Below are 24,276 nucleotides of genomic sequence, written 5' to 3'. Positions count from 1 at the left end.
TAAAAATTCAACCGACTGCCGTCAAATGCTTCGTTCTATTCATCGTGCCAATTTCAATATTCTAATTGCACCTAAAATTACCCATGCAAATACAATGACACCAACAATCAAATCTGGATAGGGTGATTGCCACCATAATACCAAAGCACCTGCCACAATCACTCCCAAATTTACCAATACATCATTAGAAGTAAAAATCATACTAGCCTGCATATGTTCTTCTTGACTACCATTTTGGCGCAATAAATACAAACACACTACGTTAGCCATTAAAGCCAAACATGACACCCACATCATCATTTTAAAATCAGGTAACATCTCAAAATCCCAAAATCGTTTTAACACTTCTATAAGACCCATTACAGCTAAAGTTATCTGAAACCACCCAGCCCAATACGCAATATTTTTCTTATAAATCGTACTTTTACCCACAGCCAATAAAGCCATAAAATAAACTAAGCTGTCTGCCAACATGTCCAAACTATCTGCTATCAAACCTACTGAGTGTGACCACCACCCTGCAATACTTTCAATCAGAAAGAACACAAAATTAATGACTAACACCACATACAACAACTTTTTCTGTTGTTGCTCAACAGGAATCTCTACTGAATCAACCCGCGTGTGCTCAATACATTGAATGTCCCAACCCAATGTTTGTAGATGTTCTAAAACAGATTTACCACCATCTTCATGGTACACCGTTAAAGTTTTATTTGATAAATTAAACTGAAGTTTTTTAACTTCAACCACATCATCTAATTTCATGCGAATTAACTGCTCTTCACAAGAACAATCCATTTGTGCGATACGAAAAACAGTTTTTTGTAAAACCATACTTCCTCTCCACATGATAAATGACTAATCTATCAATACACAAAAGCACCTTCAGCTTTGTTATTTTGCAATCTTTTTCAATAGAAAAAAACACACTCTCTTGTCTCAAGATACTTATTACATACGATTAACGGTAAGCTTTCAAATTTCAATGTAATCTCATCAACTACGACCATAGGCTTAGGGGCGAAATCATCCACAAGCCGAGCAATACGATGCACACAAAGGTTACCGGAATCAGCACTTTCCAGCCCAAACGCATGATTTGGTCGTAACGGTAACGCGGGAAAGTGGCACGAATCCACAAATAGCCGTAAAGGATAAAGGCCATTTTCAAGAACATCCAAAATGCGCTCGGCGTACCGATCATGCCCCAGCTTTGCGGGAACGGAGACAGCCAACCGCCTAAGAACATGATGGCGGTAAGCGCACCGATCAGAATCATGAAAATATATTCGGCAAGGAAGAACAGGGCAAATGCAAAGCCCGAATACTCCACATGGAAACCTGCCACGATTTCCGACTCGCCTTCGGCAACGTCGAACGGTGCACGGTTGGTTTCGGCTACGGCGGAAATCAGATACACGATGAATACGGGGAACAAAGCAAACCAGTTCCAAGAGAAAATCGAACCGCCGGCAATGCCTTGGGCTTGGCTGGCAACAATTTCTTTGAAATTCATGCTGCCCGAAACCATTACCACACATACCAATGCCGCACCCATGGCAATTTCATAAGAAATGGTTTGGGCTGAAGAACGCATGGCACCTAAGAACGAATATTTGGAGTTGGAAGCCCAACCCGCAATAATCACACCATATACGGACAGAGAAGTAATCATCAGAATATACAGCAAACCCGCATCCACATTGGTCAGCAGCCATTCATCAGAAAACGGAATCACCGCCCAAGCTGCAAACGCAGGCATCAGCGACATCATCGGGCCGATATAAAACAATGCCTTATTCGACAGTTTGGGGCGGGTAACTTCTTTAAACAGCAACTTCAACACGTCGGCAAACGGCTGAATCAAACCAAACGGGCCGGTTACGTTCGGGCCGACGCGCAGCTGCATATAGCCGATTACCTTACGCTCGAAGTAGGTAAGATACGCCACCGTCAAAATCAACGGGATCAAGATAATCACGATTTTCAGCACAATCGAAACGATTAAGCCGATCTCATTACCCAACAAGGCTTGGAACCATTCCTGCATGATTAACCCCGCGTCAGTTCGATAGTGTTCATCAACGCACCCGACGCAGCATTTTCAGTATGCAGCGGCAGATACACAACATTTTCAGGCAAGCCCGCATCGGCGCTTACACGCACACCAACCGTTGCGCCGCCCTGCCCTGCCTGCACGGCCTCGCCGTCTTGCAAGCCCAAAGCAGCCAAGGTGTTCGGATGAATACGGGCGGCAGGCACTTGTGCATGTGAAGTCGCTTGCAACGGAGCGGAGCGGCGCACAATCGCATCGGTATGGTAGATGCCCACACCGCCTACGCGCACCAAACCGGAGGCCGTCTGAACGGCTTCGCCTTGCCAAGTGCTGCGGTTGTTCAGTTTTTCAGGCAGGCTTTCTTTGTTTACCGCTTCTCTCAATACCTGCTCGCTGCTGTCGTATTCGAAGCCTTCCAGCTCGAACACATTGCCCAACACACGCAAAACTTTCCACAACGGACGCGAATCGGCAAAGCCTTTTACCACACCGTGGAACGATTGCAGACGGCCTTCCATGCTGATGAAGCTGCCCGATGTTTCGGTAAACGGCGCAATCGGCAACATCACATCGCACACTTCGCGCAAGGTTTCGCTTTCAAACGGCGTAAATGCCATCACGCTTTGGGCTTGCTTCAATGCAGCCACAGCTTTACCGCCGTTTGCCACATCGATTTCAGGCTCTACATTCAACAGCAACACGGCTTTTTTCGGTTGCGCCAACATTTCTTGAATGCTGTTACCGCTGTTCACACCCAAGATATCTGCGCCGACGCTGTTTGCAGCTTGCGGCAGAATACCCAAAACTGCACCGGTGGCCGCAGCCAATTCCTGAGCAGCAGCATAAATCGCCGCATAATCAGGGTGGTTTTGCACTTCAGCACCCAACACAATCGCGGCTTTCTCGGCATTTTTCAGACTGGCGGCTACACCTTGTTCCAAATCCTGCGCCAAGTTTTTCAGACGGCCTGCCCATTCATAAGGATGCACGGCTTCTTGCGCCAGCAACGGCATATGCAGCTCTTCTTTGCTGCTGGCAATAATACTCAACGCCATATAAGATTTGGCGGCGCGGCGCAAACGGGCAGTCAACAACGGCTGCTCTTTGCGCAGGTTAGCACCCACAACCAGCACGGCATCACTATTACCTAAATCTTCAATGCTTTGACCCAGCCATTGCGCGCCTTTCAGGCTACCTGAAAGACGGTTGTCTTGCTGTTGCAGGCGGGTATCGAAATGTTTGATGCCCAAGCCGTTGGCCAGTTTTTTCGCTAAGTGCAGCTCTTCTACGGTATTCATCGGGTTTGCCCAAATACCGATTTGCTCTTTGCCGTCTTCTTTGGCGATGCAGTCTAAAGTTTTGCGCACATATTCCAGCGCAGTCGGCCAATCCACTTCATGCCATTCGCCGCCATGCTTGATTTTCGGCATTTTCAGACGGCTTTCGTGATACAGGCCTTCATAAGCGAAACGGTCGCGGTCGGAAATCCAGCATTCGTTAACGGCTTCGTTTTCCAACGGCAACACACGGCGCACGGTATGGTCTTTGGTTTGCACGATTAAATTGCTGCCCAAAGCATCATGCGCAGAAATGGTTTTACGGCGGCTCAATTCCCAAGAACGGGCATCGTAGCGGAACGGTTTGCTGGTTAATGCACCCACCGGACACAAATCAATCACGTTACCGGACAGTTCGGTTTCCACCGCTTTGCCGATAAACGGCATGATTTCGGAAAACTCGCCGCGGTTTGCCATGGCAATTTCCTGCATACCGGCGATTTCTTCGGTAAAACGCACGCAACGGGTACAGTGGATACAGCGGCTCATTTCTTCCGCAGACACCAACGGCCCCATATCTTTGCCGACAACCGAACGCTTCTCTTCTTTATAGCGGCTGGACGATTTGCCGTAACCCACGGCCAAATCCTGAAGCTGGCACTCACCGCCTTGGTCGCAAATCGGGCAATCCAACGGGTGGTTGATGAGCAGAAACTCCATCACCCCTTCTTGCGCTTGCTTCGCCTTTGCAGAATTTGTGTGCACTACCATACCGTCCGTTACCGGCGTAGCGCAGGCAGGCAGCGGTTTGGGCGCTTTCTCCACCTCTACCAAGCACATGCGGCAGTTGGCAGCAATAGACAATTTTTTGTGGTAGCAGAAATGCGGGATATAAGTGCCCAGCTCGTGCGCCGCTTCCATCACGGTCGCACCCTGCTTGACTGCAATCTGTTTACCGTCGATTTCAATTTGTAACATGGTTAATGTTCCTAGTTACGGATCTATAAATTCAGATAAAGCCCTTTATCATCTAGGCCTTTTTCAGACAGGCATCATTGAAGTAACTATGCCTGTCTGAAAATATTTTTTAATTAACACCACTTATGTTCTTTAGCCGGTTTCCCATGCTCGATATAGTGTTCAAACTCATGGCGGAAGTGCTTGGTAAAGCTGCGCACGGGGAATACGGCGGCATCGGCCAAGGCGCAAATGGTGCGGCCGGCCATGTTGTTGCCGACTGAATCCAGCAAGTCCAAATCTTCGGGGCGGCCTTTTCCTTCAGCAATACGGTGGACTACACGGTATAGCCAACCGGTACCTTCGCGGCACGGCGTACATTGGCCGCAGGATTCTTCATAGTAGAAATAGCTCAAGCGCTCCAGTGCTTTCACCATGCACACGTCTTCGTCCATCACGATAATCGCGCCCGAACCCAACATGGAGCCTGCTTTGGCAATGGAATCGTAGTCCATGTTCAAGCTCATCATGATGTCGGCAGGCAATACGGGAGCAGAAGAACCACCGGGAATCACGGCTTTAAGTTTCTTGCCGTCTTTCATGCCGCCGGCCATTTCCAACAATTTGGCAAACGGTGTACCTAGAGGCACTTCGTAGTTGCCCGGGCGCTCAACGTGACCGGAAATAGAAAACAGCTTGGTACCGCCCGCGTTTTCAATGCCTTTGTCAGCAAACGCCTGACCACTGTCACGGATAATAAACGGCACGGAAGCAAAGGTTTCGGTGTTGTTGATGGTAGTAGGTTTGCCATACAAGCCAAATGAAGCCGGGAACGGCGGTTTGAAGCGCGGTTGGCCTTTTTTACCTTCCAGCGATTCCAGCAAGGCAGTTTCTTCACCGCAGATATAAGCACCATAACCGTGAGCAGCAAACAGCTCGAATGAGAAGTCAGTGCCCATGATGTTTTTGCCTAAAAAGCCGGCGTCGCGTGCTTCCTGCAAGGCGGCTTCAAAACGTTGATAGCCTTCGAAAATCTCGCCGTGGATATAGTTGTAACCCGCTTCGGCACCCATCGCGTAACCGGCAATAATCATGCCCTCGATCAAAGAATGCGGATTGAAGTTGATGATGTCGCGGTCTTTGAATGTGCCGGGCTCGCCTTCGTCGGTGTTGCAGACAACGTATTTCGCACCGGGGAAAGAACGCGGCATAAAGCTCCACTTCAAACCGGTGGGGAAGCCCGCACCGCCACGGCCGCGCAAACCCGAAGTTTTCACTTCTGAAATCACATCGTCTTGCGACATGTTTTCAGTCAGGATTTTGCGCAAAGCCTGATAACCGCCGCGCTTAACGTACTCGTCCAGCTTCCAGCAGCTCGGATTATGGGTATCGACGTTCTCAAAAATCACGCCTGATTGGAAAATAGCCATTTGCTTAGCCCTAATCGGTTAACTTCTTCAATCTTTTTACTTTACCGCCCAACTGCTGTTGTGCGTATGTACTTATTTTTTGTTTTCTTATGCCTGTCTGAAAGGTTTTTCAGACGGCCTTTCAGGTAGCCTTGAGGCCGTCTGAAAAGGAATTTTTTAAAATGTTTAAAATGCTTCGCCGTATCGGATTCAAATGCCTTTAACGTTTTGTAGGTCGGATTCTTGAATCCGACATTTGCTTTGGCTCGACAACAGTCGGATTCAAGAATCCGACCTACGACTCGCTGAAGTCAAAATATTTCTTGCGCGACCCCATAGATAATCTAGGGCCATATCTAAAACTTCCATATTTCTCAAGAAATTTCTTTAAATCTTCACGTCTTTTCCAAGCATCTTCCAACAAACTCCGCTTTCTTAATCCGGAAATAATTTCATCGATTCCACTAAGCCCTAAATCTTTTAAGGCTGATCGTATGTCTTCTTCCACAATTTCTTCCCTAAGTTTAATTTAGATGCCATAAAGCACAATAAAATTACAAGCCAAATTTCTAGGTAGCCCTTACTGCAATTCCGCCAATTTTTTCTCAATGGCTTCTTCAGTCATGAAGCTGCACATTTTATGGTTGTTTACCAGCATCACAGGGGCATCGCCACACGCGCCCATGCACTCGCCTTCCACTAAGGTGTAGAGGCCGTCTGAAGTGGTTTCGCCGAAGCCGATGCCGAGCTTCTGTTTCAGGTATTCGGCGGCATTCACACCACCTCGCAAAGCGCAAGGCAGGTTGGTGCAGACGGTAAGCTTATATTTGCCTACCGGATGCAGGTCGTACATATTGTAGAAAGTCGCCACTTCGTAGGCTGCTGCAGGTGCAATGCCGATATAGTTGGCCACAAACTCTATGGTTTCCGGCGCAAGCCAGCCTTTTTCAACTTGGGCGATACGCAACGCGGCCATGATGGCAGAACGGCGTTGGTCGGCCGGATATTTAGCCAGCTCGACATCAATTTGTTTTAAAGATTCAGCGGATAACATTATCGGTCTACCTCCCCGAATACGATGTCTTGCGTACCGATGATGGCTACCACGTCGGCCAACATATGGCCGCGTGCCATTTCGTCCATGCCTTGCAGGTGGGCGAAGCCGGGTGCGCGGATTTTCAGGCGGTAGGGTTTATTGGCGCCGTCTGAAATCATATAAATGCCGAACTCGCCTTTGGGGTGTTCGACGGCGGTATAGGTTTCACCTTCAGGAACATGCATGCCTTCGGTGAACAATTTGAAATGGTGGATCAAGTCTTCCATGCCCATTTTCATTTCGGTACGTTTGGGCGGCGCGACTTTGTGGTTATCAACAATGACAGGGCCGGGGTTGGCTTTGAGCCATTGTACGCACTGCTTGATGATGCGGTTGGACTCGCGCATTTCGTTGATACGGCACAGATAACGGTCGTAGCAGTCGCCGTTTACACCCACTGGAATATCAAAGTCCACATTTGCATATGCGTCGTACGGTGCTTTTTTGCGGATGTCCCATTCCACGCCGGAACCGCGCAGCATTACGCCGGTAAAGCCTTTTTGCAGTGCGCGCTCGGGAGACACCACGCCGATACCGACGGTACGCTGTTTCCAAATACGGTTGTCGGTGAGCAGGTTTTCGTATTCATCTACGCAAGAAGGGAAGCGCTCTGTAAAGGCTTCGATAAAGTCGAGCATCGTGCCTTCGCGCGATTCGTTCAACTTCTTCAACACTTTGGCATTGCGGAATTTGCTGGATTCATACTTAGGCATGAAGTCGGGCAAATCACGATACACGCCGCCGGGACGGAAGTAGGCCGCGTGCATACGCGCACCAGATACGGCTTCGTACAAGTCCATCAACTCTTCGCGCTCGCGGAAAGCGTACAGGAACACGGTCATGGCACCGATATCGAGAGCGTGCGAACCGATACCCATCAAGTGGTTCAGGATACGGGTTACTTCGGCAAACATCACACGGATGTATTGCGCTCGAATCGGCACTTCGATGCCGGTCAGTTTTTCTACTGCCAAACAGTATGCTTGTTCGTTTACCATCATGGAAACATAGTCCAAGCGATCCATGTAAGGCAAGGCTTGCAGATAAGTACGGGTTTCGGCCAGCTTTTCAGTACCGCGGTGCAAAAGGCCGATATGCGGGTCGGCGCGGACGATGGTTTCGCCTTCCAACTCCAAAATCATACGCAATACGCCGTGGGCAGCGGGGTGCTGTGGGCCGAAGTTGATGGTGTAGTTTCTTAATTTATTAGCCACCGTAGTTCTCCTCGCGGACGATGCGCGGGGTAATTTCGCGCGGCTCGATGGTTACGGGTTGGTAAATCACGCGTTTCTCGGCTTCGTCGTAACGCATTTCTACATAGCCTGAAATCGGGAAATCTTTGCGGAAAGGATGACCGACAAAACCATAATCCGTAAGAATGCGACGCAAGTCGGGGTGGTTATTGAACATAATACCGAACAGATCGAAGGCTTCGCGCTCGTACCAATCGGCGCTGTTGTAGATATCGGTAACGGAATCTACCACAGGGAAATCATCATCGGCCGCCCACACGCGCACACGGATACGTTGATTGTTTTTTACTGAAACAAGTTGGCTGACTACGGCAAAACGTTTGCCTTCCCACGGTTCGTTTTTGTAGGTGCTGTAATCCACACCGCACAAATCTACCAGCGACTCAAAATGCAAATCAGCGTGATCGCGCAAAGTAGTCATGATGTGCAGATAATTCTCCGGGGCGCATTCAACCGTAATTTCACCTAACGCCAAAATCACTTTACCGGCTTTATCGCCCAACACGTTTTGGACAACCGGATACAAATCGTTTACATGCATCTTGTTCTCCTAGTTACGTGCAATGGTATAAGTGCGCTTGATTTTGCCTTGGAGCTGAATCAAGCCGTAAATCAAGGCTTCGGCAGTCGGCGGGCAGCCCGGCACATACACATCTACCGGCACAATACGGTCACAACCGCGCACCACAGAATAGGAATAATGGTAGTAACCGCCACCGTTGGCACAAGAACCCATCGACAATACCCAGCGCGGCTCGGCCATTTGGTCGTACACGCGGCGCAACGCGGGTGCCATCTTGTTGCACAAAGTGCCGGCCACAATCATCAAGTCGGACTGACGCGGAGACGGACGGAAAATAATGCCGAAACGGTCAAGGTCGTAACGGGAAGCGCCCGCCTGCATCATTTCTACCGCGCAGCAGGCCAAGCCGAAAGTTACCGGCCACAGCGAACCTGTACGCACATAATTCAACACCGTATCCGCGCTGGCGGTTACGAAGCCTTTATTCAAAACGCCTTCTATTCCCATTCCAGCGCACCTTTTTTCCATTCATAGATAAAGCCCACCGTGAGCACCACGATGAACACAAACATCGACCAGAAAGCAAACTGCCCGTGCGATACCATCAAGTCTTTAAACACTACGGCCCACGGAATCATGAATGCGACTTCCAAATCAAACAAAATAAACAGAATCGCCACTAAGTAATAGCGTACGTCGAATTTCATACGCGCGTTTTCGAAAGCCTCAAAACCACACTCAAACGGCGTGTCTTTTTCGTGATAATGGCGTTTCGGGCCGAGTATGTTGCCCAGCGTTATAAACACTACACCGGCTATCAAGCCGATGATGATGAATATCAATACGGGTAAATAGTTTGCCAACATGAGTTTGCACCTAAATTTGTTAACATAAAATGCTGGTAAATACTTTCTGATTGTATCTAATTTCAAAAACCTTTAAAAGTTGAAGTGTTAAAAAATTGACTAAAAAAGCCAATAATTTCAATCAATTTGCGATAACGATTATCATTAATTAATATTTAGTTAATAACCATATTCTTTCCATTTGGTTTTTATATGTAAATTTGTTTTATGATAAATCTTGTATATTAAAAATTACATTTGATTACAGATGAGAATCAATAAGGATTTCAAAAAGATATTTCATTGGGCTTACTTGCTGTTTATGCCGCGAACTGAGAAAGGGGTAACTAAGCCGTTTATGCGTTGGGCTTGCCTGACTTGTGGCAAGCATTTCAAGTTCCATTGAGCCAAACAAACATTCAGGCCGTCTGAAAAATGTTTTTCAGACGGCCTGTAAGCTTTGCCGGATAAACAGACGGTTATTTCGAGGCTATCAGGTTTGATTCAACAAGCTGACACACAAACACACCGTTTAAGCAGCATCATGATTCAAAAACCCGCCGCTCTGGTGCGCCCACAATTTGGCATACAAACCGTTTTTCTCCAGCAGTTCGGCATGGCTGCCCTCTTCGACGATACGGCCTTTGTCGAGCACAATCAGCCTGTCCATGGCGGCAATGGTGGATAAACGGTGGGCGATGGCGATCACGGTTTTGTTTTCCATCATCTTATCCAAACTTTCCTGAATCGCCGCTTCCACTTCGGAATCCAGTGCACTGGTGGCTTCGTCGAGCAGCAGAATCGGCGCATCTTTCAGCATCACGCGGGCGATGGCGATACGCTGACGCTGGCCGCCTGAAAGTTTAACCCCGCGCTCGCCCACATGGGCATCGTATCCTTTGCGGTCTTTGGCATCGGAAAGGCTGGGAATGAAATCGGCGGCTTCGGCACGGCGGGCGGCCTGCATCATTTCTTCTTCGGTGGCATCGGGGCGGCCGTAGATGATGTTGTCGCGCACGGAGCGGTGCAGCAGGCTGGTATCTTGGGTGACCAAGCCGATTTGGACACGCAGGCTTTCTTGGGTGATGTCGGTAACGTTTTGGCCGTCGATGGTGATGCTGCCGCTTTGCGCTTCATAAAACCTGAGCAGCAAATTCACAATGGTGGACTTGCCGGCACCGGAACGCCCGATCAAACCGACTTTTTCACCGGGTTTGATGTGCAGGTTAAAGCCGTTGAGCAACGGTTTGCCTGCTTCGTAAGAAAAATCGACATGCTCGAAACGGATGTCGCCATGCGCCACTTTCAGCGGCAGGGCATTGGGCTTATCGACAATCGTATGCGGTTTGGAAAGCGTACCCATGCCGTCGCTTACCGTACCGATGTTTTCAAACAGGCGGGCGGATTCCCACATGATGTATTGCGACAAACCGTTCACGCGCAAAGCCATGGCCGTGGCGGTGGCAATCGCGCCCACGCCGACTTGGCCGTTATGCCATAACCAAATGCCCAATGCGGCGGTGGATAAAGTCAGCCCCGAGTTCACGATAAAATTACAAGTATATAAAGTGGTGGCCAAACGCATTTGCGCATGCACCGTTACCATGAATTCCTGCATGGATTGCTTGGCATAACGCGCCTCGCGCGCACCGTGCGAAAACAGCTTGACCGTCGTAATGTTGGAATAGGCATCGGTGATGCGGCCGGTCATCAGCGAACGCGCATCCGCCTGCCGCTTTGCCGTTTGCGCCAGCTTGGGAATCAGCACGCGCATCACGGCACCGAATGCGATAATCCAGCATACGAACGGCAGCAGCAGCCAGCCGTCAAACGCTGCCAGAATCACGCCCGAACTGATGAAATACACCAGCACATACACCACCATATCAGCCAGCGTCATCACCGTATCGCGCACCGCCAGTGCCGTTTGCATCACTTTGGCCGAAACCCGCCCGGCAAATTCGTCCTGATAAAAACCGAGGCTCTGCCCCAGCATCAGGCGGTGGAAATTCCAACGCAACCGCATCGGAAACACGCCTTGCAGCGTTTGCAGGCGCACGTTTGATGCAATGAAATGCCACAGCACGGCAAACGCCATCAACGCCGCCATGCCCGACAAAGCCCAGCCCTTTTCCGCCCACAAAGTTTGCGGCGTATATTGGCCCAGCCAGTCAACCACTTTGCCCATAAACTGAAACAGCAAGGCTTCCATAATGCCGATGCCGACCGTCATCAACGCCAACACCGCAATCCATCCGCGCATGCCTTCCATGCTGCTCCACAAAAAACGCCACAAGCCTTTTTCGGGCGTTTTCGGCGGCGTATCGGGATAGGGGTCGATACGGGATTCGAACCAATCAAATATTTTCTTCATCATGCTTTCACTGCTTAATCATAACGGCTTGCAACATTTTCAGACGGCCTCGGAGGGTTGCATGCCCAAAGAGGCCGTCTGAAAACTATTTCAACAAATTCTTCAAAGCCAAACGCACGCCTTCGCCCACATCGGTTCCCGCAGGAATGCCTTTCACTGCGGCTTTGGCCTCGCGCTCGTTGTAGCCCAAAGCCAGCAGCGTGCTGACCATGTCGTCGGTTTCGTCCGGCGCGGCGGCGGGGGCAAACAGGCCGGCGGCGGTTTGTTCCGACACCAGCTTGCCGCGCAGCTCCAGCACCATGCGTTCGGCGGTTTTTTTGCCGATGCCGGGCGCGGAAGAAAGCCGTTTCACATCTTCCTGCGCCACGGCCTGCGCCAATTCGTCCGAAGTCATGGCCGACAAAATACCCAATGCGGTTTTGGCCCCGATACCGCTCACCTTCACCAACTGGCGGAACGTGGCGCGTTCGGCGGCCGAGGCAAATCCGAACAGCAGATGCGCATCTTCACGCACCACAAGCTGGGTATAAAGCTGCACGGTTTCGTTGAGCGGCGGCAGCAGATAAAAAGTCTGCATCGATACATCGACTTCGTAACCCACCCCGCCGACATCAATCACGATTTGCGGAGGTGTTTTTTCGATGAGTTTGCCGGTGAGTCTGCTGATCATGGTTGCTTCCGTTGAGTATTAAGAATGGGGCTTACAATTCTTGAGGCCGTCTGAAAAGGTTTTCAGACAGCCTAGGGCGTGTCGTCAGAAGGCTTGTGAAACAGTATTTTGAGGCAAAATCCGCAGGTACAAGGCAAAAAGCACAGCAAGATTGGACATCTTGCGCGCATTTTTAACGCAGCAGATGTGGATTTTGACCAAAAATACCGCCGCAACGCTTTCTGACGACACGCCCCAGCATTATACACCGCGCAAACAAAACGGCCTGCATGATGCAGGCCGTCTGAAAAAAGCGCTGATTAAAGCGAAGTCAGCAATCTGTCTTTGGCAGTATCGGCATGGTCTTGGCGTTGGAACGGCCCCATGCGTACCACATAATTGCGGCCTTGTTTAACCATAGAAACTTTTTCGCTCATGTCGGCTGATTTCAAGTGGTTGCCGCTGCGCTTCACATAATCTTGGGCGGCGGCTTTGCTGTTGAAGCTTTTCAGGTTGACATAAATGTTTTTGGCTTCTTGTTGGGCAAAGTTTTCCGAAGCACCGCGCCCCGGCACGATTTGCTCGACACGCACTTTGGCGGTGCCTTTGTGAATAAAGCCTAATTTTTGAGCGGCGGCTTTCGATACGTCTACTACACGGCTGCCGTGAAACGGGCCGCGGTCGTTGATGCGTACCACTACGCTTTTGCCGTTACTGAGGTTGGTAACACGGGCATAGCTGGGAATAGGCAGGGTTTTGTGGGCGGCGGTCATGGCGTTCATGTTGTAACGCTCGCCGCTGGAAGTTTTACGTCCGTGAAATTGGCCGCCATACCAAGATGCGCTGCCGGTTTGGCTGAACGAAGATACAGTCTTTAACGGATGATAGCGTTTGCCGGCTACTTTGTAGCTCATATTGGCGGACTTATTGAGTTTTTCCGCTTTAACAACGGCATCGGCTTGTACAACGGAAGGCGCGGCAAGCCCTAATACGAGGGCGGCTACGGTTCCGGTAAAGAAGTTTCGTTTGGCTTGGGTCAAAACAAATTCCAATTCTCGAGTTAATGATGTTTTCAGACGGCCTGCCAAGCGGGTGTTGGGCTGTTATGCGCCGCCTTCGTAACCGTTTTGCCGCCACGCTTCAAACAGCATCACGGCTACGGTATTGGAAAGATTCATGCTTCTGCTGCCCGGCAACATCGGCAAACGGAGTTTCTGCTCTTCCGGCAAACTGTTGAGTATGTCGACCGGCAAGCCCCGGGTTTCGGGGCCGAACAAAAAAACGTCGCCCGGTTGGAATGCTGCCGCATCCGGGCGGGTGCTGCCTTTGGTGGTCAGTGCAAAAATACGCCTTCCCGACAGCGCTTTAACACAATCCTCAAAATTTTCGTGTACGGTAATTTTGGCGAACTCGTGATAATCCAGCCCTGCCCTTTTCATTTTGCTTGAGTCCAACGGAAAACCGAGCGGCTTCACCAGATGAAGGTCAGCGCCGGTATTGGCGCACAAGCGGATGATATTGCCCGTATTGGGCGGGATTTCAGGCTGGTATAAAACAACAGTAAACATATAAATCAATCAGTTAAGGTTCGGCACTATGCCCTAATCGGGCGGGTGCGTCAAAATTTTTGCACTATTTTTTCATTTGCGGACGGGCAAGCGCCCAGCAAAAAACGGCTGAAGCCCCCGCCCTTCTTAAGGTTGCGGCCAATGCTTCAAAAGTTGCGCCTGTTGTAACCACATCATCGACAAGCAGGATCTTACGATTCTTAACCTGTTGATTATTTTCATTATTTATTACAAACGCATTTTTTACGTTCTTCTTGCGTTCATCACGCCTCAGCGTACTTTGCGGCGCATGAGGCCGTCTGAAAACAACATGGCGGGATAACACCGGCAAAGAGTAATGCCTGCCGACGGCTTCGGCCAATCCGTCGGTTTGGTTGAAACCGCGAAACAGCCGTCTTTCTTTGCTCAAAGGCATAGCCAGCACCGTGTCGATTTCAGCTTCCTCCAACCACGGCGGGGCGTGGTCGAGCATCAACGCCGACAAGGGGCGCAACATGCTCAAATCGGCCTGATGTTTAAACGCATGAATCATCGCACTGACGGGCGGCTCGTAATAAACCGATGTCCACAATTTTTCAAACGGCGGCGGTTTCTGCTGGCATTGCCCGCACAACGCCGCACCCACGCTGGTTTGCGTGCAAGACGGGCAGGTATTGGCGGAATCCGCACGGCACTGCGCCAAATCCGCCGCACAGCCTGCGCACAGGCCGTCTGAAACGGCGGAAGCATGGCATAATACGCAGCGTTTGGCACGCAAACACCGACGCCACCACGAAAGAATATCCATGCAGCATACACCCAAGAAAGTTTATCTGATACACGGCTGGGCGGCAAACCGTCATATTTTCGACGACTTGATTCCGCGCCTGCCCGACGAATGGGATATCCAAGCCCTCAACCTGCCCGGCCACGGCGATGCGCCTTTTCACGGCGGTTTTGACGTTGCTGCCGCCGCCGACGCCTTCGCCGCACACATCACCGAACCGGCCTATCTGCTCGGCTGGTCGCTCGGCGGGCTGGTGTCGCTGTATATGGCCGCCCGCCATCCCGAAAAAGTGCGCGGCCTGTGCCTGACGGCCAGTTTCGCCCGCTTTCAGGCCGCACCGGATTATCCCGAAGGTTTGCAAAATCCCGCGCTGGCAAAAATGATCGAACTGTTTGAGCAAGATTATCACAAATATATGAAACAGTTTCTTCAGTTGCAATTCTTATATGCCAAAGACCAGCATTCGGTATTGGAAAAAGTGCTGCCCGATATTGTGAAACACGGCGCACCTTCGGCTCTGCAAGCGGCGCTGGACGCGGTGGCCGAAGCCGATGCGCGCGCTTTTCTTCCGCACATCAACGTGCCTTCGCTGCTGATTTTCGGTGCCAAAGATTCCATTACACCGCCGCGCATGGGCGAATATCTGCACCGCAACCTGCCGCAAAGCCGGTTGCACATCATAGAAAAAGCCGCCCATGCTCCTTTTCTCACACAGGCGGCTGAATTTGCCGAAATACTGACAGACTTTGTGGAACGGCCTGAATCCGTTTCAACATAAACAGTGCTGCAATACAGTTTCAAATATATGCTTCACCATATTTTCAGACGGCCTCAAGCACTTCCATTCCGTGCATCAGGCCGTCTGAAAACGTTTATTTCAACACCACTTTAATCCAGCGGCTTACCCACTGCTTCTGCTTTTGCTCCATCAGCACGGCGGAAGGCGTGAAGTGTTGCTCCGGCACTTGGGCGAAGTCGAACACTTTGGGCAGCGGCGTGCCTTTTACGGCAGGATAAACCCACATTTCAGACGGCAGTGCTTTCTGCACGTCGGCGCTTTGCAGATAAGCCACCAATTTGGTTGCCAACACAGGCTGTTTGGCATCACGCAATACCGCCGCGCCTTCAACCTGACGGAACACGCCGCCTTTCAAAAACAGATTGCCGGTAGGCGGCACGGTATATTTGCCTTTGCTGAAATGCACTTCGGCAGCGGGGCTGGTGGCATAGCTCACGATTAAAGGGCGCGAACCGCCGTTTTGGGTGAAATCGGTGTAGTAAGCGTCGCTCCAGCTTTTGGTAACTTTCACGCCGTTTTTGCGCATATCCGCCCACCATTTGAATGCCTGCTCTTCACCCATGCCGCCGATATTGGCCATCAGGAAAGAAAGGCCGGGGCTGGACGTGCCGGGATTCGGCGTTACCAGCAAATCTTTATAAGCCGGTTTGGTCAAGTCTTCGAGAGACTGGGGCAGCGGCAGCTTTTTCTCGTCGAACCATTTTTTATCGTAGTTCAGAGTTACGTAAGCGTAATCCACCGCCACCGCGCCGGGCAGCGAGGCATTGCCGGGCAGCGACGAAGGCTGTTTGTCGGCCAGAATATTGCTGTGAAGGGCTTTACCGATATTGGCGTTGTCCAAACCATACACGGCATCGGCAATCGGATGGGCGCGGCTCAAAATCAGCTTGTTGAGCATCTCATTGGCACTGCCCGCTTCGATAACGGTAACTTTGGCGCCGTTATCGTGCTCGAATTTCGCAATGGTTTCTTTAGGCAGGCTGAACGAAGAATGTACCGCCAGCCGTACTTCCGTTTGGGCGGCTACTTTGGCAGCCAACAATAACGCGCCCACTCCCAATAAAATACTGTGCTTTATTTTCATTTCATATTGTCCGTATCATAATGATGTGTGTTGTGAAATTATTTCAGTGCAACAGGTATGCCCCTCGTTACACTCAAAAATATCCATAAATCCGGATTCGGATATTTATTATTGATTTGATTGAGCGTTTGCCGACGATCGGGGGCATCCGTCGTTTTTTTGAGACAAAACTGCAACCGGCAGCCGGAAAGTGCGGCGAGATTGGGTATTGTGCGGGTATTCTCTGACGCAACAGATACCTCTTTCACCCTTGAAAACGCCGCCGCAACAGCAAATACCAACAAAAACTAATCTTTTTTAACGCTCGGAAAACTTTGTAAAATATTTTAAATACCATGATTTGTCAAACAGTTTGGTTGTTCGACCTCGACAATACCCTCCACCATGCCGACGCAGGAATCTTCACGCTCATCAACCGCAACATGACGGCCTATCTCGCCGAAAAGCTGGGTTTAGACGAGCAAACCGCTTCCGACGTGCGGCAAGACTACTGGCACCGCTACGGCGCCACGCTGGCAGGCTTGCAGAAACACCATCCCGAAATCTGTATTCACGACTTTCTGCGCCGCTGCCATCCGCTCGAAACCATCCTGCCGGTGTTGGTGCCGGTTGCCGATACCGCAGAAACTTTAGGCCGTCTGAAAGGTCGAAAAGCCATCTTTTCCAACGCGCCGTCGTTTTATGTGCGGGCGCTGGCCGATACCATGAATATCTCTGCCTACTTCGATGCCTTATACGGCACCGACGATTTCGGCCTGCTCTACAAACCGCACACCGATGCTTATCTCAATGTATGCAATATGCTCGACGCCGCGCCCGAATGTTGCATTATGGTTGACGACAGCGCCGACAATCTGCACGCCGCCAAAAAACTCGGTATGCACACCGTGTGGTTCGGCCGGCAGGCTCACGCGCTGCCTTTTGTCGATTTTGCCGCAGCCGATATGCCGGCACTGGCTTCGTGGGCATCGCATCTCGCCCTTTAGCCAACTATCTATTGAGTAATATTTTGATTAAAATAGCATCAGGTTTATTCATCATTATCCTTAAGGAAACATCATGCGCCATCTTGCCCTTTTCGCCGCACTCGCCATTCTGGCGGGCTGTTCTTGGGAAACTTACCAAACCGCCGACGGTCACACAGCTTTGAGACAAAAATATGAAAGCGGCACGCCCGTGGTGTATCAAGACGGCACCTATTCGCGCAATATGCGCCACAACCAATTCCGCCCCGAGCAACGCGCCGTTATCCGACACCACAGCGAACAAGATATCCGCGGCACACGTTGGCAAAAACCGCATATGCCCGAGAGCAGCGGCGAGCCGGTAAACGGTGCCACACCCGACACAGCGCAATAACCGCTATCCGAGAAGGCAGGCCGTCTGAACACGTTTTTCAGACGGCCTGCAATCCCATCATTACGATCATTTCTTTGTTTAGAGAAACACCATGAGCCAATCCTCCTTACACGTCGTTATCCTCGCGGCCGGCAAAGGCACGCGCATGTATTCCAAACTTCCCAAAGTGTTGCACGAAATCGGCGGCGAACCGATGGTGCAGCGGGTAATCGACACCGCCGGAAGCCTTAATCCGCAAAGCATCAACGTGGTGATCGGCCACGGCAAAGAGCAGGTTTTGGCGCGGGTAAAACGCGATGTGAACTGGGTGGAGCAAACCGAACAGCTCGGCACCGGCCACGCCGTCAAAATGGCCTTGCCGCACCTGCCTAAAGAAGGCCGCACCCTCGTGCTTTACGGCGACGTGCCGCTTACCGATGCCGACACCCTGCACAAACTGCTCGAAGCCGCCGGCAACGAAGTCGGCCTGCTGACCGACGTGCTGGACGATCCCACAGGCTACGGCCGCATCATCCGCGAAGGCGGAAAAGTGGTGGCGATTGTCGAAGAAAAAGATGCCGATGCCGCCCAAAAAACCGTGAAAGAAACCAACACCGGCATTCTCGTACTACCCAACGCTAAGCTCGAAGGCTGGCTGAACGCTTTGCAAAGCAACAACGCCCAAGGCGAATATTATCTGACCGACCTGATCGCACTCGCCAATTCAGACGGCATCGCCGTACACCCCGTACAGGTTGCCGCCTCTTACTTGGCAGCGGGCGTCAACAACAAAGTGCAGCTTGCCGAGCTGGAGCGCATTTTCCAAAACAATCAGGCGCAAGCCTTGCTCAAAGCCGGCGTTACCCTGCGCGACCCCGCCCGCTTCGATTTGAGAGGCCGTCTGAAACACGGCCAAGATGTCGTGATTGACGTAAACGTGGTGATTGAAGGCGATGTCGAACTGGGCGACAACGTAGAAATCGGCGCCAACTGTGTGATTAAAAATGCCAAAATCGCTTCCGGCACCCAAATCGCCCCCTTCTCGCACCTCGAAGGCTGCGAAGTCGGCGAAGATGCCCGCATCGGCCCGTTCGCCCGTTTGCGCCCCAATGCCAAACTCGCCGCCGACGTACATATCGGCAACTTCGTCGAAGTGAAAAACACCGTGATGGGCAAAGGCAGCAAAGCCAACCACCTCACCTACTTGGGCGACGCCGAAATCGGCAGCAAAACCAATATCGGCGCGGGTACGATTACCGCCAACTACGACGGTGTGAACAAACATAAAACCGAAATCGGCGACGAAGTGCGCATCGGCTCCAACGTTGTTTTGGTAGCTCCGGTGAAATTAGGCAACAAAGTCACCGTCGGCGCAGGCAGCTCAATTACCAAAAACTGCGAAGACAACGCCCTCGTCCTCGCCCGCGCGCGCCAAACCGTGATTGAAGGTTGGGTGCGGCCGGAGAAAAGCGATAAGAAAACTTCTTGAAATTTCTACGGTCTCTTTTTCAGACGGCCTCCAGTCAAGCTTGAGGCCGTCTGAAAAACACAAACCGAAATGAACCAAACAGCCATTCAAAAACCAAATGATTTGTTTGGCTTAATCTTTCCCGTCAGGCCGTCTGAACGTCAGCCGGGCTGATTTCTTCCAACCACTTGATACTAAGGAACAATTATGTGCGGTATCGTAGGCGCCATCCGCGCCAAACACAATGTAGTGGACTTTCTCACCGACGGCTTGAAACGCCTCGAATACAGGGGCTACGACTCCTCGGGCATCGCCGTTAATTCGGACAACAAAATCAAACGTGTGCGCCGCGTCGGCCGCGTCGCCCTGATGGAAGAAGCCGCCAGAGAGCGCGGCATGTTCGGCCATATCGGCATCGGTCACACCCGCTGGGCCACCCACGGCGGCGTAACCGAACCGAACGCCCACCCCCATATTTCCAGCGGCACGATTGCGGTGGTGCACAACGGCATCATCGAAAACTTTGAAGAAGAACGCGCCCGACTGCAAAAACTCGGCTATGTGTTTGAATCGCAAACCGATACCGAAGTGATTGCGCACAGCGTAACCCACGAATATCTGCAAAACGGCGACTTATTTGCCTCCGTAGAAGCCGCCTGCAAACGCTTTCACGGCGCATTTGCCATTGCCGTGATGGCACAAGACAACGCCGACCACATGGTAGTGGCGCGCATGGGCTGCCCGCTGCTGGTGGCATTCGGCGAAGACGAAACCTTTATCGCCTCCGACGTTTCCGCCGTGATCGCCTTTACCCGCAACATCGCCTACCTTGAAGACGGCGACATTGCCCTCTTGAGCGCCAAAGGCATCGAAAAACTGATTGATAAAAACGGCCAACCCGCCGAGCGCAAAGTGAAAGTATCCGAATTGTCGCTGGCTTCGCTCGAACTCGGCCCGTACAGCCACTTCATGCAAAAAGAGATCCACGAACAGCCGCGCGCGATTGCCGATACCGCCGAAGTATTCTTAGAAGGCGGTTTCGAGCCGGAAAACTTCGGCGACAAAGCGCGTGAAGTGTTCAACGAAATCGACAGCATTAAAATTTTGGCCTGCGGCACATCCTATTACTCTGCATTAACCGCCAAATACTGGCTGGAAAGTATTGCCAAAGTGGCGACCGACGTCGAAATCGCCAGCGAATACCGCTACCGCGACGTAATCGCCAACCCCAAACAACTGGTGATTACCATTTCCCAGTCGGGCGAAACCCTCGACACCATGGAAGCCTTGAAATACGCCCAATCGCTCGGCCACAAACACAGCCTTTCCATCTGCAACGTGATGGAATCCGCCCTGCCGCGTGAAAGCGAATTGGTGCTGTACACCCGCGCCGGTGCCGAAATCGGCGTAGCGTCCACCAAAGCATTCACCACCCAACTGGTGGTATTGTTCGGCTTGGCCGTTACCTTGGGCAAAATGCGCGGCCACGTTTCCGAAGCACAAGCGCAGGAATACACCGAAGAACTGCGCCAACTGCCCGGCAGCATTCAACATGTGCTCAACCTCGAACCGCAAATTACCGCATGGTCGCAAAAATTCGCTTCTAAAAACAGCGCATTGTTCCTCGGCCGCGGTATTCACTACCCGATTGCACTCGAAGGTGCGTTGAAGCTGAAAGAAATCACCTACATCCACGCCGAAGCCTACCCCGCCGGCGAACTGAAGCACGGCCCGTTGGCCTTGGTGGACGAAAACATGCCGGTGGTGGTGATTGCGCCCAACGATATGCTGCTTGATAAAGTCAAAGCCAACATGCAGGAAGTCGGCGCGCGCGGCGGCGAATTGTTTGTGTTTACCGACCTCGACAGCAACTTTAACGAAGACAAAGGCGTGCACGTTATCCGCACCCCGCGTCATGTCGGCGTGCTGTCACCCATCGTGCACACCATTCCCGTGCAGCTTCTAGCCTACCATGCCGCACTCGCACGCGGCACCGACGTAGACAAACCTCGTAACTTGGCTAAATCGGTTACGGTAGAGTAAACCGAATCGGTAAAAAGTTTGAGGCCGTCTGAAAAGAAATTTTCAGACGGCCTTTTAGGTTAAGCCAAGTCTGTTGCAGATAAACTTCATCCTTACAATGTTTAATCTTGCCGATATGCGAAAGGCCGTCTGAATTTTCAGACGGCCTTTTCATCATTGCCGATAAGTTTTATTCGGGACGCATTTGCGGGAACAGAATCACATCACGGATAGACGGCGCATCGGTGAGCAGCATCACCAAGCGGTCCAAGCCGATGCCGCTGCCGCCGGTGGGGGGCAGGCCGTATTCCATGGCGCGGATGTAGTCGGCATCGTAGTGCATGGCTTCGTCGTCGCCGGCATCTTTCTGCGCTACTTGCGCTTTAAAGCGGGCGGCTTGGTCTTCGGGGTCGTTTAGCTCCGAATAGCCGTTGGCCAACTCGCGGCCGACGATAAACAGCTCGAAACGGTCGGTCAGGCCGGGTTTGGTGTCGGATGCACGCGCCAGCGGCGACACTTCCACCGGATAGTCGATGATAAACGTCGGGTTCCACAGTTTGCTTTCCGCACAGCCTTCAAACAAGGCTAATTGCAGGCTGCCGATACCGGGCGACGGCGGGATTTTTTCGCCGTGTTTCACGATCTCTTTTTTCAGCCATTCGGCATCGTTCAACTGCTCGTCGGTGTATTGCGGATTGTATTTTTTGATGGCTTCGAGAATGGTCAAACGCTCGAACGGGCTTTCCAAATCCACTTCTTTGCCGTTGTAGCTCACTTTGGCGCTGCCGCACACTTCTTTGGCGGCATGGCGGATCACGCCTTCGGTCATTTCCATCATGCGCTCGTAAGTGCAGAACGCTTCATAGAATTCCATCATGGTGAATTCGGGGTTGTGGCGGGTGCTCATGCCTTCGTTGCGGAAGCTGCGGTTGATTTCAAACACGCGCTCCAAACCGCCCACAACCAAGCGTTTCAGATACAGCTCGGGGGCGATGCGCAGGTAAAGCGGCATGTCGAGTGCGTTGTGGTGGGTAACGAAGGGTTTGGCCGTGGCACCGCCGGGAATCGGGTGCATCATCGGGGTTTCTACTTCGAGATAACGCTCGTTGACCATGTAGTTGCGCACGGCTTGGATGATTTTGCTGCGTTTGATAAAGGTGTCGCGCGAATCTTGGTTGGTAATCAGATCGGCGTAACGCTGGCGGTATTTCTGCTCTTGGTCGGTCAGGCCTTTGTGTTTGTCGGGCAGCGGGCGCAGCGATTTGGTGAGCAGATGCAGCTTGGATGCGCGCACGGTCAACTCGCCGTGATTGGTTTTGAACAGCGTGCCTTCCACGCCGATGATGTCGCCCAAATCCCAATGTTTGAAGGCATTGTGCACGTCTTCGCCCACGCCTTGGTTGTTCACATACACTTGAATCTGGCCGCTCACGTCTTGGATGGTGGCGAAGCTGGCTTTACCCATGGCGCGTTGCAGCATCATGCGGCCGGCCACTTTAACGGGGATTTCCTGCGGGTCGAGCTCGGCTTTTTCCAGCGAACCGTATTGCGCCTGCAAATCGCCAGCAAAGGCATCGCGCTGGTATTGATTGGGGAAGGCGATGCCGTGTTTGCGCAGTTCGTTTAATTTTTCGCGGCGCAGGGCGATGATTTGGTTTTCATCGAGCTGCGGCTCGGTTTGAGGGTTGTTCTGTTCGCTCATGGTGTTGTTTTCCAAAAATAAGCAGGCCGTCTGAAAGCGAACTTAGTGATCTTCGCTAAAACGGCGGCCTGGTAAAAGTTAGCTGTTTGGGGCGGTATTTTACGCGGTTTTAGCGGTTTTTTCTATGGAAAAGGCCGTCTGAAATGTTTCAGACAGCCTTTAGTTTTGCGACCTTAAAAGTTTATTTTTCTCGTTTGGCTCCGAATGTGCCGTCAACCTCCGCTCCCGGTTGGAGAGAGCGGTACACGCCGGCGACTTCTTCTGCGTCCGGGCCGTAGAAAGCACCGTGCATGGCGTTCAACTGCGGCTTGTTGTCCGACAGAGCGTTTTCACTTTCGGTTCTAAACCGGTTGCCGATGATATCGGCTTTGAAGGTTAAAGTTTCAAACTGGTTAGAATTTGATGAAATTTCCCCGGTAATTTTTTTCGCCAGGAAATCAACTTTAAATGATGACTGCGCCGCAATATTGGCCTCAGCTTTTTGATCCCCTGCCTGCTCTTTGTCGGTAATCAATTTATTGTAAAAAGCCAAGCCTTTATAAGTTGCTTCGCCTTCATTGGGCATGACTTTTTCAGGTGTGATGTGGCCTAAGAAAAACCGGTGTTCGTTTTGAACGCCGTCTTTTTTCTCGACGTATTTGCCGTAACGGGCATAATTCAAGTTGGTGCCGATTGCACGTAACTCAGTGCTGTCCTCCAAAACCAACCTCTGGCCGGCGAATATAGCACCCTCGGGAACCAATGGGATTTTTTTGTCACCCAACACCAAAGTGGTAATGGTGCCCGGCTGTTTGTATTCGATCTCGCCGTTAATGTCGGAAGCTTCGGAAACGCCGTCTTTCTCCTTCACGGTTCTAGTCAACAGCATACCGTTTACTTCAACGTCTTTTGCGGTATCTGCTAAAAATTTACCGACATTTTTTTGAATGTTTTTAGCAGAAATGTTGGGCTTGCCGTCTCCCGCGCTGCCGCATGCAGCCAAGCTTAAAGCCAGCGTGCTCAACAACAATGATTTTTTCAACTTCATTTATTGTGTTCCTTACCTATTATTAAATACGTTTCCCGTTTTAGTGCTTGGCCAATCTTA

At 51.3% G+C, this 24,276-nt stretch carries 24 protein-coding genes; 5 read left to right on the top strand and 19 right to left on the bottom strand.

What is annotated here, in order from left to right:
- Positions 1 to 39: 39 nt before the first annotated feature.
- From LVJ85_RS00600 to LVJ85_RS00530, 15 genes are all read right to left on the bottom strand, one after another.
- A complete protein-coding gene (locus tag LVJ85_RS00600; protein WP_085356624.1) occupies positions 40 to 837 on the bottom strand; it encodes a cation transporter in 798 nt (265 codons plus the stop codon).
- 166 nt (positions 838 to 1,003) lie between these two features.
- A complete protein-coding gene (gene nuoH, locus LVJ85_RS00595; protein ID WP_244740570.1) occupies positions 1,004 to 2,053 on the bottom strand; it encodes an NADH-quinone oxidoreductase subunit NuoH in 1,050 nt (349 codons plus the stop codon).
- Between the two features lie 2 nt (positions 2,054 to 2,055).
- A complete protein-coding gene (gene nuoG, locus LVJ85_RS00590; protein WP_244740568.1) occupies positions 2,056 to 4,314 on the bottom strand; it encodes an NADH-quinone oxidoreductase subunit NuoG in 2,259 nt (752 codons plus the stop codon).
- Between the two features lie 113 nt (positions 4,315 to 4,427).
- Positions 4,428 to 5,723 (bottom strand): NADH-quinone oxidoreductase subunit NuoF, encoded by a 1,296-nt coding sequence (gene nuoF / locus LVJ85_RS00585; protein WP_244740564.1) that lies wholly within the window; start codon positions 5,721 to 5,723, stop codon positions 4,428 to 4,430.
- A gap of 274 nt (positions 5,724 to 5,997) precedes the next feature.
- Positions 5,998 to 6,210, bottom strand: coding sequence for a hypothetical protein (locus LVJ85_RS00580; protein ID WP_244740562.1), 213 nt, complete (start codon positions 6,208 to 6,210; stop codon positions 5,998 to 6,000).
- A 72-nt stretch (positions 6,211 to 6,282) separates the two neighbouring features.
- Positions 6,283 to 6,756: an NADH-quinone oxidoreductase subunit NuoE gene (gene nuoE / locus LVJ85_RS00575; RefSeq protein ID WP_244740559.1), complete on the bottom strand. Its 474-nt coding sequence runs from the start codon at positions 6,754 to 6,756 to the stop codon at positions 6,283 to 6,285.
- Positions 6,756 to 8,012, bottom strand: a complete 1,257-nt coding sequence (gene nuoD, locus LVJ85_RS00570; RefSeq protein ID WP_244740557.1) for an NADH dehydrogenase (quinone) subunit D — start codon at positions 8,010 to 8,012, stop codon at positions 6,756 to 6,758. Before nuoD ends, nuoE begins: the two co-directional genes overlap by 1 nt.
- Positions 8,005 to 8,592: an NADH-quinone oxidoreductase subunit C gene (locus LVJ85_RS00565; protein ID WP_244740553.1), complete on the bottom strand. Its 588-nt coding sequence runs from the start codon at positions 8,590 to 8,592 to the stop codon at positions 8,005 to 8,007. The genes nuoD and LVJ85_RS00565 overlap by 8 nt, the downstream gene beginning before the upstream one ends.
- 9 nt (positions 8,593 to 8,601) lie before the next feature.
- Entirely contained in the window at positions 8,602 to 9,081 is a 480-nt protein-coding gene (locus LVJ85_RS00560) for an NADH-quinone oxidoreductase subunit B family protein (protein ID WP_009115715.1), read from the bottom strand.
- Positions 9,072 to 9,440: an NADH-quinone oxidoreductase subunit A gene (locus tag LVJ85_RS00555; protein ID WP_115134094.1), complete on the bottom strand. Its 369-nt coding sequence runs from the start codon at positions 9,438 to 9,440 to the stop codon at positions 9,072 to 9,074. The genes LVJ85_RS00560 and LVJ85_RS00555 overlap by 10 nt, the downstream gene beginning before the upstream one ends.
- Before the next feature lie 511 nt (positions 9,441 to 9,951).
- Positions 9,952 to 11,796 carry an ABC transporter ATP-binding protein gene (locus LVJ85_RS00550; protein ID WP_244740551.1) on the bottom strand — a complete coding sequence of 615 codons (1,845 nt, stop codon included), beginning with the start codon at positions 11,794 to 11,796 and terminating at the stop codon, positions 9,952 to 9,954.
- Between the two features lie 82 nt (positions 11,797 to 11,878).
- On the bottom strand, positions 11,879 to 12,463 hold the full coding sequence (gene ruvA / locus LVJ85_RS00545; protein WP_115134092.1) for a Holliday junction branch migration protein RuvA: 585 nt from the start codon (positions 12,461 to 12,463) through the stop codon (positions 11,879 to 11,881).
- Positions 12,464 to 12,762: 299 nt separating this feature from the next.
- The gene (locus LVJ85_RS00540; RefSeq protein ID WP_244740548.1) at positions 12,763 to 13,482 is read right to left on the bottom strand and encodes a septal ring lytic transglycosylase RlpA family protein; all 720 of its coding nucleotides are present in this window, start codon (positions 13,480 to 13,482) and stop codon (positions 12,763 to 12,765) included.
- A 63-nt stretch (positions 13,483 to 13,545) separates the two neighbouring features.
- Positions 13,546 to 14,010, bottom strand: coding sequence for a tRNA (uridine(34)/cytosine(34)/5-carboxymethylaminomethyluridine(34)-2'-O)-methyltransferase TrmL (trmL, locus tag LVJ85_RS00535; RefSeq protein WP_244740546.1), 465 nt, complete (start codon positions 14,008 to 14,010; stop codon positions 13,546 to 13,548).
- Positions 14,011 to 14,074: 64 nt separating this feature from the next.
- Entirely contained in the window at positions 14,075 to 14,797 is a 723-nt protein-coding gene (locus tag LVJ85_RS00530; RefSeq protein ID WP_244740544.1) for a ComF family protein, read from the bottom strand.
- On the opposite strand from LVJ85_RS00530, the gene bioH reads away from it, so the two are divergent.
- The gene (gene bioH, locus LVJ85_RS00525) at positions 14,796 to 15,554 is read left to right on the top strand and encodes a pimeloyl-ACP methyl ester esterase BioH (RefSeq protein WP_244740542.1); all 759 of its coding nucleotides are present in this window, start codon (positions 14,796 to 14,798) and stop codon (positions 15,552 to 15,554) included. The genes LVJ85_RS00530 and bioH overlap by 2 nt on opposite strands.
- Positions 15,555 to 15,648: 94 nt before the next feature.
- Here the strand turns inward: bioH and LVJ85_RS00520 are convergent, their stop codons facing one another.
- Both LVJ85_RS00520 and LVJ85_RS00515 read right to left on the bottom strand, forming a co-directional pair.
- Positions 15,649 to 16,653 carry a thiamine ABC transporter substrate binding subunit gene (locus tag LVJ85_RS00520; RefSeq protein WP_370686941.1) on the bottom strand — a complete coding sequence of 335 codons (1,005 nt, stop codon included), beginning with the start codon at positions 16,651 to 16,653 and terminating at the stop codon, positions 15,649 to 15,651.
- Between the two features lie 44 nt (positions 16,654 to 16,697).
- On the bottom strand, positions 16,698 to 16,943 hold the full coding sequence (locus tag LVJ85_RS00515) for a hypothetical protein (RefSeq protein WP_244740537.1): 246 nt from the start codon (positions 16,941 to 16,943) through the stop codon (positions 16,698 to 16,700).
- A 51-nt stretch (positions 16,944 to 16,994) separates the two neighbouring features.
- On the opposite strand from LVJ85_RS00515, the gene LVJ85_RS00510 reads away from it, so the two are divergent.
- The 4 genes from LVJ85_RS00510 to glmS all read left to right on the top strand — a co-directional run bounded on the left by LVJ85_RS00510 (position 16,995) and on the right by glmS (position 21,508).
- Positions 16,995 to 17,645, top strand: coding sequence for a pyrimidine 5'-nucleotidase (locus tag LVJ85_RS00510; protein ID WP_244740535.1), 651 nt, complete (start codon positions 16,995 to 16,997; stop codon positions 17,643 to 17,645).
- 73 nt (positions 17,646 to 17,718) lie between these two features.
- On the top strand, positions 17,719 to 18,018 hold the full coding sequence (locus LVJ85_RS00505; RefSeq protein ID WP_244740533.1) for a spore cortex protein: 300 nt from the start codon (positions 17,719 to 17,721) through the stop codon (positions 18,016 to 18,018).
- Between the two features lie 91 nt (positions 18,019 to 18,109).
- Complete coding sequence (glmU, locus tag LVJ85_RS00500) at positions 18,110 to 19,486, top strand: bifunctional UDP-N-acetylglucosamine diphosphorylase/glucosamine-1-phosphate N-acetyltransferase GlmU (protein WP_244740531.1); 1,377 nt, start codon at positions 18,110 to 18,112, stop codon at positions 19,484 to 19,486.
- Between the two features lie 186 nt (positions 19,487 to 19,672).
- Positions 19,673 to 21,508, top strand: a complete 1,836-nt coding sequence (glmS, locus tag LVJ85_RS00495) for a glutamine--fructose-6-phosphate transaminase (isomerizing) (RefSeq protein ID WP_244740528.1) — start codon at positions 19,673 to 19,675, stop codon at positions 21,506 to 21,508.
- Positions 21,509 to 21,677: 169 nt separating this feature from the next.
- Here the strand turns inward: glmS and lysS are convergent, their stop codons facing one another.
- Both lysS and LVJ85_RS00485 read right to left on the bottom strand, forming a co-directional pair.
- Positions 21,678 to 23,189, bottom strand: coding sequence for a lysine--tRNA ligase (gene lysS / locus LVJ85_RS00490; RefSeq protein ID WP_244740526.1), 1,512 nt, complete (start codon positions 23,187 to 23,189; stop codon positions 21,678 to 21,680).
- Positions 23,190 to 23,370: 181 nt separating this feature from the next.
- Positions 23,371 to 24,216, bottom strand: coding sequence for a transferrin-binding protein-like solute binding protein (locus LVJ85_RS00485; protein WP_244740523.1), 846 nt, complete (start codon positions 24,214 to 24,216; stop codon positions 23,371 to 23,373).
- Positions 24,217 to 24,276: the final 60 nt, after the last annotated feature.

The organism is Neisseria sp. Dent CA1/247, assembly GCF_022870825.1.
Taxonomy (GTDB): Bacteria; Pseudomonadota; Gammaproteobacteria; order Burkholderiales; family Neisseriaceae; genus Neisseria; species Neisseria zoodegmatis.
This window is presented reverse-complemented; position numbering and strand designations above follow the sequence as displayed.

Bases quoted from the DNA above. Each gene is read 5' to 3' on its own strand.
- LVJ85_RS00600 (WP_085356624.1), bottom strand. From the start codon at position 837: ATGGTTTTACAAAAAACTGTTTTTCGTATCGCACAAATGGATTGTTCT.
- nuoH (WP_244740570.1), bottom strand. From the start codon at position 2,053: ATGCAGGAATGGTTCCAAGCCTTGTTGGGTAATGAGATCGGCTTAATC.
- nuoG (WP_244740568.1), bottom strand. From the start codon at position 4,314: ATGTTACAAATTGAAATCGACGGTAAACAGATTGCAGTCAAGCAGGGT.
- nuoF (WP_244740564.1), bottom strand. From the start codon at position 5,723: ATGGCTATTTTCCAATCAGGCGTGATTTTTGAGAACGTCGATACCCAT.
- nuoE (WP_244740559.1), bottom strand. From the start codon at position 6,756: ATGTTATCCGCTGAATCTTTAAAACAAATTGATGTCGAGCTGGCTAAA.
- LVJ85_RS00565 (WP_244740553.1), bottom strand. From the start codon at position 8,592: ATGCATGTAAACGATTTGTATCCGGTTGTCCAAAACGTGTTGGGCGAT.
- LVJ85_RS00560 (WP_009115715.1), bottom strand. From the start codon at position 9,081: ATGGGAATAGAAGGCGTTTTGAATAAAGGCTTCGTAACCGCCAGCGCG.
- LVJ85_RS00555 (WP_115134094.1), bottom strand. From the start codon at position 9,440: ATGTTGGCAAACTATTTACCCGTATTGATATTCATCATCATCGGCTTG.
- LVJ85_RS00550 (WP_244740551.1), bottom strand. From the start codon at position 11,796: ATGATGAAGAAAATATTTGATTGGTTCGAATCCCGTATCGACCCCTAT.
- ruvA (WP_115134092.1), bottom strand. From the start codon at position 12,463: ATGATCAGCAGACTCACCGGCAAACTCATCGAAAAAACACCTCCGCAA.
- trmL (WP_244740546.1), bottom strand. From the start codon at position 14,010: ATGTTTACTGTTGTTTTATACCAGCCTGAAATCCCGCCCAATACGGGC.
- bioH (WP_244740542.1), top strand. From the start codon at position 14,796: ATGCAGCATACACCCAAGAAAGTTTATCTGATACACGGCTGGGCGGCA.
- LVJ85_RS00530 (WP_244740544.1), bottom strand. From the start codon at position 14,797: ATGGATATTCTTTCGTGGTGGCGTCGGTGTTTGCGTGCCAAACGCTGC.
- LVJ85_RS00510 (WP_244740535.1), top strand. From the start codon at position 16,995: ATGATTTGTCAAACAGTTTGGTTGTTCGACCTCGACAATACCCTCCAC.
- LVJ85_RS00505 (WP_244740533.1), top strand. From the start codon at position 17,719: ATGCGCCATCTTGCCCTTTTCGCCGCACTCGCCATTCTGGCGGGCTGT.
- glmU (WP_244740531.1), top strand. From the start codon at position 18,110: ATGAGCCAATCCTCCTTACACGTCGTTATCCTCGCGGCCGGCAAAGGC.
- glmS (WP_244740528.1), top strand. From the start codon at position 19,673: ATGTGCGGTATCGTAGGCGCCATCCGCGCCAAACACAATGTAGTGGAC.
- lysS (WP_244740526.1), bottom strand. From the start codon at position 23,189: ATGAGCGAACAGAACAACCCTCAAACCGAGCCGCAGCTCGATGAAAAC.
- LVJ85_RS00485 (WP_244740523.1), bottom strand. From the start codon at position 24,216: ATGAAGTTGAAAAAATCATTGTTGTTGAGCACGCTGGCTTTAAGCTTG.